Below are 12,802 nucleotides of genomic sequence, written 5' to 3'. Positions count from 1 at the left end.
TAGTGGCATCTTTACGTCAGCTTTTCATGTAATCATGTTTATTGTCTATTAAGCCTTCTGTTCAAAAATCAGATTAAAAGAACTCCGCGTTTTCCGGCTCCCATTCTTGATAAAATTCTGACAAAAAAGCTTCCATGAATTTTTGCCGTCGCACAGCTTCTGTATAGGCTGTTTTGGTATTCATTTTATCTGGTAGTAACAACAGTTTTTCATAGAAATGATTGATAACGGTAGTGCCTTTTCGGTATTCTTTTTTATCGGTGAAATTGATGGGTTTTATCATTGGATTGTGTAGCGGATGCTGGTGGCTACCACCAAAATAAGCCGTTCTTAAAATCCCCATTGCCCCAAGTGCCTCGAGCCGATCAGCATCTTGAACAATTTGTCCAGCAATAGATAAATTTGCTTTTGCTTCCAATTCTTTTGAAAAAGACATATTCGTGATAATAAAAATAATTTCTGCCTGCTGTTGTGCGCTAAAATTAATTTCCTTCAAAAAACTTTGTAATTTTGTGAGAGCAATTGCTACATCCGGAACAACTTTATCGTCGATTGTATCATGTAAATAAGCCGCAGCAATTAAAACCTCTTCGTCTAATTGCACAGCTTCTTTTTTTGCAATCTGAGTAGCCAATGTCGCCACGCGGCTGGCATGATCAAAACCATGGCCAGTCAAATCTTCTTGCAACTTTTCTTTAGCATATGCGATGATTTCTGGTATCTTATCCATTTTTTTCTCCTTAATATACAAGTTAATATGCAAATTCGAATTTTCACAATCTTCAAAAAGCGTTTACAATAATAATAGAGTGGTCACTTGTTGCAAGACAGTTTTAGAAGATCTCCCCCTCAATCACTAACTGGTAATTGATGCAGACAATTCTAGCCACTTCCCCAAATAATGCCAAGCGAACTCGCTTGGCATTATTTATACTTTCCATACATTTAGTAAAAAGCAATAGTTATGCTTTAATTTGATAAACAGTTTGATAAAGTTCTGACAAATAATCCAGCAGATACTGAGGATTTAAGGTTTCTTTTGTTGCTGCTTTGATTAATTCACTAGGTGTTTTACTTCTTCCAAATTGGTGAATATGTTCTGTCAACCATGCTTTAATCGGAGCATAATCGCCACGGGTTAATAAGTCATCCACCGCTAGTTCTTTTTCCATTGCGTGTAGTAACTGTGCTGCATACATATACCCCAAAGCATAAGATGGAAAATAACCAAACATCCCGCCAGACCAATGGACATCTTGTAAAACACCAACTAAATCATTGTCTGGTCGAATTCCGAGATATTCTTCATATTTATCATTCCAAGCTTTTGGCAACTCAGCTGCCGTTAAGTCACCATTAAATAGCGCTTTTTCTAATTCATAACGAATAATAATGTGTAACGGATAGGTTAAACTATCAGCTTCAATGCGAATCAGACTTGCTGCGGTAGCTTTTAATGAACGATAGAATGTTTCAAAATCAATATCGTCGAAAGTACCTTCAGCCGCAGCTTGAAATATCGGATATTGCTTTTGCCAAAAACTACGCTTACTACCTAAAATAATTTCATAAAACAATGACTGAGATTCATGAATTCCCATCGATGGTGCATCATAAACTGGTGTCATATTGTATTTTTCAGCCATATTCTGTTCATAAATACCATGTCCAGCTTCGTGTATTACACCAAAAATTCCCATTGAAAAGTCCTGCTCGTTCCAACGGGTTGTAATGCGGACATCATTACGAGCAAGTCGTGTTGCAAAAGGATGGACCGTATCATCAAGGCGTCCGCGATTAAAATCAAAGCCTAGTTGTGACACTAAGTTTTCGACAAAAACTTTTTGTTGTTCTTTAGTCATAATTCTGTCTTTAAAGCTTGTATCAGGTTCTATGCCTTCTTGTGCAATCAGTTGTCTAATTTTTACCAATCCATCTCTTAGTTCAGTAAAAACCTCATCCAAGACCGCAGTAGTCATGCCTGGTTCAAATAGATTTAATAAAACATCATAATCTGTTGCTTCATCTTTTTTATAATAAGGAATCAACTCTTTTGTTATGCGGATATTTTCTTCTAGTGCTGGTTTGAAATCAGCAAAATTTTGTGATTTCCTAGCTTTAACCCAAGCAGTATGGGCTTGACTATACAAGCGACTGCGTTCGACCATTAACTCTTTGGGAATTGCATGAATTTCGTCATAATCTTTTTTTGCTACTTGAAAGACAGTTTTGCCAACTTCCGAAAGTTCAGCTTGATGGTCATTAAAATAATCAAGTGCCGCTTTAATTTTAGGACCAGTTTGCTTTTCAAAAGCTAATCCGCTTAGATAACCACTAGCTGCTCCTCGCTCGGTCGCAGCAGTCTCAGGCATACCAGTTTGGCTATCCCAGTCTAGTAAAGCTAGAGTTTGATTTAATAGTGTGATTTCGGCTAATTCATCTAGAAATTCTTTTTCTTTCATTCTGCTTTCTCCTTTGTTCTTGGTGGGCGTGTTCCCCAGTATTGAAATAAGTCTGTTCGTAAAGCTCCGTTATATAGTTTGCGTTTTTTTGTTGCTTTGGCACCATAAAATGATTCAAATTGTAGATCACTTGTCAAAATATATTTACTCCAAGTTTTTAATGGACGTAAAACAGTTCCCATTTCTTTGTATAGTCTTTGGACAGTTTCTGTTTCACCCAAACGTTCGCCATAAGGTGGGTTTGCTACAATCACACCATACTCTTTATCTGTAGTAAAATCTTTTACCGCTTGTTGCTTAAATGTAATCGTATCTCCTAAGCCGATTTCTTCGGCATTTGCTTTTGCTATTTCGATCATTTTACCGTTAATATCATACCCGCTGATATCCAGTTCAATATCATAATCTGCCGCATTATCAGCATCTGTGCGAACTTTTTCAAAAATCGCTGCGTCAGCCCAATCCCATGTTTCACATAAAAATTCGCGATTAAAGCCCGGCGCAATATTATGACCAATTAAGGCTGCTTCAATACAAATTGTACCAGAACCACAAACGGGATCAACAAAAGGATGATCTTTACGCCAATTGGTTAATAGTACCAATGCTGCTGCTAAATTTTCTTTTAAGGGCGCGCCACCTTTTTCTAAACGATAACCTCGTTTAAATAAACTTGGACCAGTCGTATCTAATGTCACCATAACATGGTCTTTTAAAAGTGCGACTTCTACAGGAAATAATGCACCAGTTTCTGCTAATGGCACAGTTGTAGGGCGATGATAATAGGAGCGCAAACGCTCGACAATTGCTTTTTTTGTGATTGCTTGGCAATCAGGAACACTATAAAGTTTTGATTTAATTGACTTTCCACTAACCGGAAACTCTGCATCCAGTGGTAGTAAATCTTCCCATGACAATGCCTTGACTTTTTCAAATAGTTCATCAAAAGTATAGGCATCAAATTCACCCACAACAATTTTAATTCTGTCTGCAGTTCTTAGCCACAAGTTTGCGGTCGCGATTGTGGTTAAATTTCCTTTAAAACGCGCACGACCATTTTCCACTTGGCATTCAATTCCTAAATCTCGTAATTCTTTTCCTACTAAAGCTTCTAAGCCACTGGCACAAGTTGCCACTAAATTAAACGTTTGTTCTTTCATATATTCTCCTTTACCCGCAGGCATAAATTGTTCTTAAATGTATTGAAACACGACTATCACTCGAATGCAAATGATTGCAAAGAAAAAAAGCTGAACTTACTGTCCAGCTTTTAATTTAGTTTCAAAATAAGCCCTGAATCCTGTGATTTTCTATAAGCCATGTTCTGTCCGCAATTTTTTCAGGGTCAAAAATTGCGGGGTAATCATCTATCTGCATCATAAAGATACCTTCTTGTATTCGTTTGATTCCGTCAAAGAAGTGCCCCTACCATTGTTTGGGTTGCTCGCTCGAGGGGTTTACCGCGTTCCACCGTCAAAGTTTCCCTTGACGCTTCGTCACTGTGGCACTTTCAAGGATACTTATCCGTAGCTTGCGCCTTAGGAATTTTTCCTGCCGTTACTAAAATAGCACCCTGGCTTATGGTTTCGCCAGGCACGAACACTACAAGCATCACAGCTTGTGCGAGCATGGACTTTCCTCAGCCTATTGCTAGACCGCGATTACCCGAAAATCACAGACTTCATTAAAATGTTAGAAACGACGTGTCCGTTCGTTATCATCACTATTTTCATCGTTGGTATAATTACCATTTAAAGATTGAGATACACGTGTTGTGACTTCTGAGCGGTCTGCTGTTGTATCTTGATCTAATTTTTTACCAAAAACTTCTTTTTCCAAGTTGGAAAGACGTTTCAAAATGTCAAAATTTGTAACTGTTTGACTTTTTGGCGCTTCTGTTTGCACACGGCTTGGTGCCGGTGTTGGATTGGCAGCTTGTTGGCTTAGTTTAGCCTGTAAGCGATCGTTTTCTTCTTGTAACGCTAAAATTTCTTTGTTATATGCTTCATAGTCTTTGATGACGTTGTCTAAAAATTCATCGACTTCAACGGGATCATAACCACGCATTTTTGTTTTGAATTCTTGTTGCAAAATGTCTTTTGGACTATAGTTTAAATTCGCCATTAATTCATACACCTCATTTATTTTTAGAAACTCTCTTAAAACATTCTATCAAAAATAAACTAGAAAGCAACAAAAATCATTCATAGAAGGTATTTTGTAAATCATCCATCGTAATGAGATGAATGAGATATTCGTTATTTTCCGCTAGTTTTGTGGCACTATCTAGTAAATATTTCGGCTTTCCTGGAAATTCAGGATCAAAAACAGCAAGAACACCATCTGAGTGCTGTAATAAAAAATTTGTATGATTTTGTAATTGTTGCGGATTTTGATAAGGTTTATGACTGACAGACTCTACGTAATCCGCTTCTTTTTTTAAACGAAGTAACTTTTCTTTATTGCCTTCATTCCACTGTTCACCAAATTCTTCAAAAGGAAATAAAACACCTAAATGTAAATCGGGATAAGTTGCTTTTAATTCGCTAACCGTCTCAGCTGCCCACATTTCCACCCCAAGGTTGCCACTAACAATCACCCACTCTAATCCATCGTCCACATAAGGCAACAAATTATTTTTTATGGCTTTCTTAATAATTGCAATTTTAGGGTCCTTATCTTGAAAAACCCCTAATTCATAACTCCTGTAACCTGTTAATAATAATGTTTTTATAGTTTCCATAACGATACCTTTTCTTTCCTTTTGGCTTTTTGGTATAATACACCGGTAGGAGTGTGACGAATATGGTTTTAAAGTACCCCAACGGTCAAATTTATCAAGCTGCGCTACCTGCTAAGCATAAACAAACAAAGGTTAAAACTCAAGAAACAGCTAGTTTTAGCAATCGCGGCATGCGCTTTGAAGAAGCAATTAATGAAAGTAATCTTTATTATTTAACGCATAATCAAGCAGTGGTGCATAAAAAGCCCACCCCGATTCAAATCGTTAACGTAGATTATCCAAAACGCAGTGCAGCAGTTATTAAAGAAGCTTACTTTAAAGAGGCTTCTACTACTGACTATAATGGAGTTTATCGCGGTTTTTATCTTGATTTTGAAGCTAAAGAAACAAAAAACAAGGCCTCATTTCCTTTTAAAAACTTCCATGACCATCAAATACGGCATATGGAAGCTTGTTTAGCACAAGGTGGCATTTGTTTTGTTTTACTTTGGTTTTCTTCCTTACACCGTTGCTTTTTTTTAGACAGTAAAAATTTGATTTCACTGTGGACACAACAAAAAAATGGCAAAAAGTCGATTCCTCTTGATGTGATCGAAAAAATTGGAATCGAAATTACACCTAAAATTGCCCCGCGAATTCCGTATCTTGAGGCAGTAGAAAAATTTGTTTTAAAGGAGTCAAATAAAAATGGGAAATGACACACCATCACGGGCGTCCCGCCACAATGGCAGCAACACGCCACAAAAGAAACCAAAAAAGATGAAAAAGAAATCAAAAAACTCTGTTGGATCAATTATTTTAAAATGTTTGATTGGCTTTTTTATCGTTGGCTGTATCGGCCTACTTTCAGGAATGGGACTTTTTTGGTTTTATGCTAAAGATGCGCCTAAAATTGAGGATAGTAAATTAGATGCCTCTGTTTCTTCAGTAATATACGCAAGTAATAATGATATCGTTGCGGATCTAGGTTCTGAAAACCGCAAAAAGATTTCAGCACAAGATGTTCCCCAATTGCTAGAAGATGCTGTAGTTTCTGTCGAAGACCGTCGTTTTTATAAACATATCGGGGTTGACCCTATTCGGATTGTCGGCTCTGCCTTATCCAACGTAACTAAGGGTGGATTACAAGGTGGTAGTACGTTAACACAACAATTGATCAAGCTTTCTTATTTTTCCACAAAAAAATCAGATCAAACGTTGAAAAGAAAAGCACAAGAAGCATGGTTGGCACTACAATTGGAACAAAAAAAATCTAAGCAAGAAATTCTAACTTACTATATTAATAAAGTTTATATGGCAAATGGTTTATATGGTATGGAAACTGCCGCAGACACTTATTATGGGAAAGACTTAAAAGATCTCGACTTAGCTCAAACAGCACTACTAGCTGGCATGCCGCAAGCTCCGAATGCCTATGATCCTTACCAACATCCAGAAGCGGCAAAAGAACGCCGGGATACTGTGCTGTATACAATGAAAGAAAACAACAAAATCACCGAAAATGAATATCAAGCAGCAATAAAAAAACCGATTAAAGACGGATTGAAAGATTTAGAAAAATCAAGTGAAAATCTACAGCTCGTTGATAACTATGTTAAAGAAGTCATTGAGGAAGTTAAAAACACTACGGGAAAAGACGTCTATACAGACGGTCTAGAGATTCATACTAATTTAGATTTAAATGCACAAAAGCGCTTGTACGAAATCGTGAATACAAATAAATACGTGAATTATCCCGATGAAAAATTACAAGTGGCAACAACGATGGTAGACGTCAATACCGGAAAAGTTTTAGCCCAAATTGGTGCGCGTAACGTGCCAGATAATGTTGTTTTTGGTAACAATCAAGCCGTCAGCACGGCTCGTGACTTTGGGTCAACCGTTAAACCAATCACCGATTATGGTCCTGCTTTTGAAAACCTAAATTTATCGACAGCAAAACGCATTGATGATGCTCCATACAAATATGAAGGTACAAATATCAGCGTTAACAACTGGGATAAACAATACATGGGAAATATCTCTTTGCGCACAGCCCTTTACGAGTCCCGAAACGTCCCTGCTGTTAAATTATTTAACGAAGTTGGCAAAGACAATGTTACAAAATTCTTGAATGGTCTTGGAATTTCATACAAAGATTTAGTTCAATCCAATGCGATTTCAAGTAATACAGCCCAAGACGGCTCAAAATATGGTGTCTCTTCGCTTAAAATGGCAGCTGCTTATGCAGCCTTTGCCAACGGTGGAACCTATTATAAACCACAATATGTTAATAAAATTGTTTATCAAGATGGCTCTTCTGATGAATTTAAACCAGAAGGAAAAAAAGCGATGTCTGTTGGTACTGCTTATATGATTACGGATATTTTAAAAGATGTGATTACACAAGGCACCGGTACTAATGCAATGATCGACGGGCTAATTCAGGCTGGTAAAACAGGAACATCCAATTATTCGGATGAAGATTTAGAAAAAATTGGTATTACAGACGGTATTTCACCAGATGTTACGTTTGTCGGCTATAATCGCCAGTATGCCATTTCTGTTTGGACGGGTTATGAAAAACATTTGACCCCTATTACATCGGAATCAAATATGATTGCCTCAGATGTTTATCGGGAATTAATGCAATATGTTGCACAAAACGGCGAAAATAACGATTGGAAAATCCCAGATGACTTAATCCGTGTGGGTAGTGAATTATATTGGCGAGATAAATATGAACAATCGCTTGAAACACAACCTTCCTATTCACAAAGCCAAACCGTGCCAAGTTCAAGTACAACAGCTGAAACAAATTCAGAATCAAGTTCAAGTACAGAAGAATCTACTGCTTCTAGTACACCACCTGAAAGCAGTAGTGTCACACCAACACCAGATCCATCAACACCTCCTGAAAGTAGTTCAACACCACCTGCCTCTTCAGAGACACCAGAAAGTAGCACAACACCACCTGCTACGAGTTCATCAGGTGGCTAAGGAAATATTTAAAAACAAAAACCGCTCAGAAATGATTCGTCATTTCTGAGCGGTTTTTTAAAGTTTCTTTTTCATTCGTTCTTTACCATCTTGACAAATTGGCAACAAGGGACAAATTTCACATTTAGGATTACGCGCTAAGCAGTGATAGCGGCCAAAGAAAATCATGCGATGATGATCTTTAATCCATTCGTCTTTGGGCAACTTTCTCATTAATGTTTTTTCAACTTCAACAACGGTGGCATTTAACTTACAAATTCGCAGGCGTTTTGAGACCCGTTCCACGTGCGTATCAACTGCAATAGCAGGTACGCCATAGGCCTCTGCCAAGACCACATTTGCTGTTTTTCGCCCGACCCCTGGTAAAGATTCTAAAATTTTGCGATCATTGGGTACAGTCCCCCCATACTCTGTCGCAATAATACGAGCGCAGGCCTTTATATTTTTTGCCTTGGTACGATATAAACCAATCGTCTTAATTTTTGCAATAATATCCTCTAACGAAGCCTCTGCTAATTTATCAGCCGTACCAAAATCAGCAAATAAAGCCGGTGTTGCTTTATTAACTGAGACATCTGTCGCTTGAGCACTTAAGATAACCGCAATTAAAAGTTGAAAAGGTGTATTGTAAATCAGTTCACCATGGGCATTTGGAAACATCTCTCCCATGACTTTTAAAGCATAACGAGTTTTCTCAACATTTAACATCTCATTATTCTCCTTTCAACCAATTTTCTAAAGAATAAGGTGAAAGTTCTCTGTTATCATTGTCAGCCGGCTTTGTTTTTTGCTTTTGATAGTGTTGTTTCTCTTTTGCCACATCTTGGCCTGACTGAATATTTTTGCTCCGCCAACTTGACAAGATACTTTCAATATATTGTAAACTGCGGGCATTGTTTAACACCGCTTCTTTTAAGGCTAAAATAATAATTTCTGGACTGTATTTATCTTCTTCAAGCCATTGTGCAATTCTTTCGTATTCAAATGACGACAAAGGGCGGCCAAATTCTTGTTGAAAATGCTGAAACATTTGCGCGATTTCTTGTTGCTGCCCTTCTTGGATAGTATTTTCTTTATTTTGTGCTAATAGTTGCGCAATTTTCTCAAAGATTGGGGTAAATAAATAGTGATCTTGTTGCTTATTATCCACTACTACTGTTTCAATTTTAATGACTTGTTTTAGAACTAATTGATTTAAAAGTTCAAAGACTTTTTGTTGTGCCAATCCCATCTCAGTTGCAATTTGATTTAAATCAGGAAAGTTGTCTCCTTGTTCATGATGACGATATAATTGCAACCAAAAAATCAATTCATCACTATTCATCCCTAATTGATGGTAGTGATCTAATATCAAATTGGAAATAACTGTTTGTCCAGCAGCAAAATAATCTTCTAAAGCTAACATGGTATCCCTCATTTCTCTATATCAGTATAACGTATTTTTTATCTCACGGCGAAAAAAAAGCCAATCCAAACAGATTCTGTTGGACTGACTTAAATTAATAAAAGTCGTTTAAAAGTACTATTTCACAACTGCAATAATTTCAATTTCGACCATGGCATCTTTTGGTAAAGCTGCCACTTGTAGTGCTGAACGAGCAGGAAAAGAATCATTGAAATAAGTTGCGTAAATTGCATTAAACGCCGCAAAATCATTGATGTCTTTTAAAAAGCAAGTCGTTTTAACAACATCATCCATTGTTAAATCACAACTTTTTAGTAAGCCTTGAATATTTTTAAACACTTGAACTGTTTGCTCTTCAATCGTTGTTCCGACCATCTCTCCTGTATTTGGATCTAGTGGGATTTGACCTGAAGCAAATAAAAAGCCATTTACAATTTTGCCTTGCACATAAGGTCCTATTGCTTGTGGTGCCAAATTAGTTGTTACATTTTTCATTTTTCGTTCTCCTTTTTTTGGCAGTCTGGACATAAGCCGTATACTTCCAAACGATGATCATTAATTTCAAAACCAGTTAATTGACTTGCAGCAATTTCGACATCTTCCAATGATGGATAAAAGAAATCAACTACTTTCCCGCAGTTCGTACAAATTGCATGATAATGTGGTTTTGCCGCAAAATCAAAACGACTGGAGGCATCACCATATTTCATTTCTTGAACAAACCCAATTTCAGTAAATAAGCGTAAATTATTGTAGACTGTTGCAACGCTCATGCTAGGAAACGCTGGGGATAGCGCATGATAAATTTCATCGGCAGTTGGATGGGATCTATGACCAATTAAATAATCTAAAATGGCTTGTCGTTGCGGTGTCACGCGGATATTATCCTTTTTTAACTTTTCGATTGCTTCGGTGACGCTAAGACGCTCTTCCATTTAATCCCCTCCTCTTTGTATTATTATAGTGTAATCATACTATGAGAAGACTAAAAAGAAAAGTGTCTGTTTAAAATCTCAAACCAAAGAAAACTAAATGATGCAATAATTCAATATAAACCTAATTTGGCAGACTTAAACCGCCAATTTTGGCTAATAAAAAACCCTCGAATTTGTACGAGAGTTTTTTTAAGCCAAGTTTTCAAAAGATCATTCTTCGTCAAATTGATAAAGAACTGTCGATAAATAACGTTCCCCATTATCTGGTACGATTGCTAAAACCTCTTTGCCCTTGCCTAGTTTTTTAGCAACATCAACAGCAGCTTTAATCGCAGCACCTGAGGAAATTCCTACTAAAATCCCTTCTTCTGTTCCCATTTTACGCGCTGTTGCAATTGCATCATCACTTGAAACAGCCACTGCTTCATCATATACTTTTGTATCTAAAGTATCCGGAACAAAGCCAGTACCAATCCCTTGAATTTTGTGCGGTCCTGGTTTGCCACCTTCTAACACAGCTGATTCTGCTGGCTCAACGCCGTAAATTTTAATTTCTGGATAAACGCGACGCAATTCATGTCCTGCTCCAGTAATCGTACCACCAGTACCAATACCAGCAACGAATGCATCTAAACCACCAACGCCAAACGCATCAACAATTTCTTTACCGGTTGTTTTTTCATGAATTTCTGGATTGGCAGGATTTTCAAATTGCAATGGTAAAAAGTAGCCGTTTTCTTTTGCTTCTTTTTCAGCTCGCTTGATAGAACCCGTAATTCCTTCTGAACCCGGTGTCAAAATTAATTTTGCACCATAAGCTTGCATTAATTTGCGTCTTTCAACGCTCATGGTATCCGGCATAACTAAAATGACATTATAGCCTTTTGCGGCACCAACCATCGCTAAACCAATCCCAGTATTTCCAGAAGTGGGTTCAATAATTGTCCCGCCAGGTTTTAAATTCCCCTGTGCTTCAGCCTTTTCGATCATACTTTGGGCAATACGATCTTTCACGCTACTACCTGGATTGAAAAATTCTAATTTTACATACAATTCAGCATCATCACTCGAAACCAAATGATTCAGTTTCACAATGGGAGTCTGACCAATTAAATCCAAAACAGATTGATAAATTTCACTCATGCTACTTCCTCCTTGTATTAGCTGAAAAAACAGCTGTACTTATTAGTATAATAGCGAAATTATCACCATTGTGCGAATAATTTGTCTTAAAAAAAACTATTCCTACAATCAGAATTCAAAAATTCATTACGAAAATGATTTTTGTAAAGATTGAAGAAATAGTCAAAATTTATCATCTATTTTATGTTTAGACGTTGAGTTGTTGGCCAACCATGATAGTATCACTTGATAGACCGTTAGTTGCCATCAATTGCTCTACTGTTGTACCGTACGTTGCGGCAATATCCCAAAGTGTATCACCAGAAACAACGGTGTACACATTTCCTGTCGTTTGACTTTGAGAGGCTGCTGCTGTGTTTTCAGCAGTAGATTCAGTATTTGTGTTTGTTTGTGTTGTATAACTTGTTTGAACATAACCAGAAGCTGGCGTATCATATTGGGTCAAATTATAAGCAGCAATTAGATAATTCAATTTTTGATTATACGTAGGATCAGTGGCATATCGTCCAGTTAGATAAGCGGTCGCATCTAGATAGCTTGCAGTGTTACTCTTCCAAGCACCGGCATAATGAGCTGTTCCAGTAGTGAAACTTGTGCTGCGTAACACGTAAGCGTGATCAGCTAAAGATTCCCAATATGAATTATACTGACGGAAAGGTTCATTCATCGTTACCCATTGGCCGTTCAAATATTCTTGCGTTGGAAAAGTTACGGATTGGCCATTATAAGCACCTTTTACACCAAACAAATTATAATACGGCGCCTGTGCAAGAACAGATGAACCATTTCCACTTTCTAGTACTGCCTGCGCAATCATAACAGATGCATATAAATCGTTCTCCTGGGCAATTTGAGAAGCTGCTGCCCCAATTTGATTAATCAAATTGGCCGTATTATCAATTCCTTGATTCTCCAATTGAGCTGCCTGGGCACTCTGAGCAGGCATAAGTGCCATCACTCCAGGAGTACACGCTAACCCCACGCCAACTAGTGACATGGCTTTTTTACCAGTGAATTTATACTCAAAGGTGACTTGCTTTTTTTGATGTCTTTCACTACGGGTACGATACTCTGACATTTTCTTCCTCCTGAAAAAACTTATATAAAATTAAGATAATTATAAAGATAACTAAGT

General features: G+C 37.4%; 13 protein-coding genes and 1 other RNA gene. 2 read left to right on the top strand and 12 right to left on the bottom strand.

Annotation, left to right across the window (positions count from 1 at the left end):
• Positions 1–73: 73 nt before the first annotated feature.
• From JZO76_RS03485 to JZO76_RS03460, 6 genes are all read right to left on the bottom strand, one after another.
• Complete coding sequence (locus JZO76_RS03485) at positions 74–730, bottom strand: HD domain-containing protein (RefSeq protein ID WP_206902790.1); 657 nt, start codon at positions 728–730, stop codon at positions 74–76.
• A gap of 232 nt (positions 731–962) precedes the next feature.
• The gene (locus JZO76_RS03480; RefSeq protein ID WP_206902789.1) at positions 963–2,462 is read right to left on the bottom strand and encodes a carboxypeptidase M32; all 1,500 of its coding nucleotides are present in this window, start codon (positions 2,460–2,462) and stop codon (positions 963–965) included.
• Positions 2,459–3,622: a THUMP domain-containing class I SAM-dependent RNA methyltransferase gene (locus tag JZO76_RS03475; protein ID WP_206902788.1), complete on the bottom strand. Its 1,164-nt coding sequence runs from the start codon at positions 3,620–3,622 to the stop codon at positions 2,459–2,461. Before JZO76_RS03475 ends, JZO76_RS03480 begins: the two co-directional genes overlap by 4 nt.
• A gap of 148 nt (positions 3,623–3,770) precedes the next feature.
• Positions 3,771–4,135: RNase P RNA component class B (gene rnpB / locus JZO76_RS03470), an RNA gene on the bottom strand.
• Between the two features lie 19 nt (positions 4,136–4,154).
• Positions 4,155–4,586: a cell division regulator GpsB gene (gpsB, locus tag JZO76_RS03465; protein ID WP_206902787.1), complete on the bottom strand. Its 432-nt coding sequence runs from the start codon at positions 4,584–4,586 to the stop codon at positions 4,155–4,157.
• A gap of 76 nt (positions 4,587–4,662) precedes the next feature.
• A complete protein-coding gene (locus JZO76_RS03460; RefSeq protein ID WP_206902786.1) occupies positions 4,663–5,205 on the bottom strand; it encodes a DUF1273 domain-containing protein in 543 nt (180 codons plus the stop codon).
• Between the two features lie 62 nt (positions 5,206–5,267).
• On the opposite strand from JZO76_RS03460, the gene recU reads away from it, so the two are divergent.
• Complete coding sequence (gene recU, locus JZO76_RS03455) at positions 5,268–5,903, top strand: Holliday junction resolvase RecU (protein ID WP_206902785.1); 636 nt, start codon at positions 5,268–5,270, stop codon at positions 5,901–5,903.
• Entirely contained in the window at positions 5,893–8,184 is a 2,292-nt protein-coding gene (locus JZO76_RS03450) for a PBP1A family penicillin-binding protein (protein ID WP_206902784.1), read from the top strand. Before recU ends, JZO76_RS03450 begins: the two co-directional genes overlap by 11 nt.
• 57 nt (positions 8,185–8,241) lie before the next feature.
• On the opposite strand, the gene nth is transcribed toward JZO76_RS03450, so the two are convergent.
• From nth to JZO76_RS03420, 6 genes are all read right to left on the bottom strand, one after another.
• Positions 8,242–8,892 carry an endonuclease III gene (nth, locus tag JZO76_RS03445; protein ID WP_206902783.1) on the bottom strand — a complete coding sequence of 217 codons (651 nt, stop codon included), beginning with the start codon at positions 8,890–8,892 and terminating at the stop codon, positions 8,242–8,244.
• Between the two features lie 4 nt (positions 8,893–8,896).
• A complete protein-coding gene (locus tag JZO76_RS03440) occupies positions 8,897–9,589 on the bottom strand; it encodes a DnaD domain-containing protein (RefSeq protein WP_206902782.1) in 693 nt (230 codons plus the stop codon).
• A gap of 117 nt (positions 9,590–9,706) precedes the next feature.
• Positions 9,707–10,084, bottom strand: a complete 378-nt coding sequence (locus tag JZO76_RS03435) for a RidA family protein (protein ID WP_206902781.1) — start codon at positions 10,082–10,084, stop codon at positions 9,707–9,709.
• Positions 10,081–10,524, bottom strand: a complete 444-nt coding sequence (locus tag JZO76_RS03430) for a Fur family transcriptional regulator (RefSeq protein WP_206902780.1) — start codon at positions 10,522–10,524, stop codon at positions 10,081–10,083. The genes JZO76_RS03435 and JZO76_RS03430 overlap by 4 nt, the downstream gene beginning before the upstream one ends.
• A gap of 210 nt (positions 10,525–10,734) precedes the next feature.
• Positions 10,735–11,667 (bottom strand): cysteine synthase A, encoded by a 933-nt coding sequence (gene cysK, locus JZO76_RS03425; RefSeq protein ID WP_206902779.1) that lies wholly within the window; start codon positions 11,665–11,667, stop codon positions 10,735–10,737.
• Positions 11,668–11,854: 187 nt separating this feature from the next.
• A complete protein-coding gene (locus tag JZO76_RS03420; RefSeq protein ID WP_206902778.1) occupies positions 11,855–12,745 on the bottom strand; it encodes a glucosaminidase domain-containing protein in 891 nt (296 codons plus the stop codon).
• Positions 12,746–12,802 lie beyond the last annotated feature (57 nt).

Origin of the sequence: Candidatus Enterococcus myersii (assembly GCF_017316025.1) — a bacterium.
Classification (GTDB): domain Bacteria; phylum Bacillota; class Bacilli; order Lactobacillales; family Enterococcaceae; genus Enterococcus_C; species Enterococcus_C montenegrensis.
This window is presented reverse-complemented; position numbering and strand designations above follow the sequence as displayed.

What these genes read in the sequence shown, in the direction of transcription:
- JZO76_RS03485 (WP_206902790.1), bottom strand. Translation starts at nt 730, where the DNA reads ATGGATAAGATACCAGAAATCATCGCATATGCTAAAGAAAAGTTGCAA.
- JZO76_RS03480 (WP_206902789.1), bottom strand. Translation starts at nt 2,462, where the DNA reads ATGAAAGAAAAAGAATTTCTAGATGAATTAGCCGAAATCACACTATTA.
- JZO76_RS03475 (WP_206902788.1), bottom strand. Translation starts at nt 3,622, where the DNA reads ATGAAAGAACAAACGTTTAATTTAGTGGCAACTTGTGCCAGTGGCTTA.
- gpsB (WP_206902787.1), bottom strand. Translation starts at nt 4,586, where the DNA reads ATGGCGAATTTAAACTATAGTCCAAAAGACATTTTGCAACAAGAATTC.
- JZO76_RS03460 (WP_206902786.1), bottom strand. Translation starts at nt 5,205, where the DNA reads ATGGAAACTATAAAAACATTATTATTAACAGGTTACAGGAGTTATGAA.
- recU (WP_206902785.1), top strand. Translation starts at nt 5,268, where the DNA reads ATGGTTTTAAAGTACCCCAACGGTCAAATTTATCAAGCTGCGCTACCT.
- JZO76_RS03450 (WP_206902784.1), top strand. Translation starts at nt 5,893, where the DNA reads ATGGGAAATGACACACCATCACGGGCGTCCCGCCACAATGGCAGCAAC.
- nth (WP_206902783.1), bottom strand. Translation starts at nt 8,892, where the DNA reads ATGTTAAATGTTGAGAAAACTCGTTATGCTTTAAAAGTCATGGGAGAG.
- JZO76_RS03440 (WP_206902782.1), bottom strand. Translation starts at nt 9,589, where the DNA reads ATGTTAGCTTTAGAAGATTATTTTGCTGCTGGACAAACAGTTATTTCC.
- JZO76_RS03435 (WP_206902781.1), bottom strand. Translation starts at nt 10,084, where the DNA reads ATGAAAAATGTAACAACTAATTTGGCACCACAAGCAATAGGACCTTAT.
- JZO76_RS03430 (WP_206902780.1), bottom strand. Translation starts at nt 10,524, where the DNA reads ATGGAAGAGCGTCTTAGCGTCACCGAAGCAATCGAAAAGTTAAAAAAG.
- cysK (WP_206902779.1), bottom strand. Translation starts at nt 11,667, where the DNA reads ATGAGTGAAATTTATCAATCTGTTTTGGATTTAATTGGTCAGACTCCC.
- JZO76_RS03420 (WP_206902778.1), bottom strand. Translation starts at nt 12,745, where the DNA reads ATGTCAGAGTATCGTACCCGTAGTGAAAGACATCAAAAAAAGCAAGTC.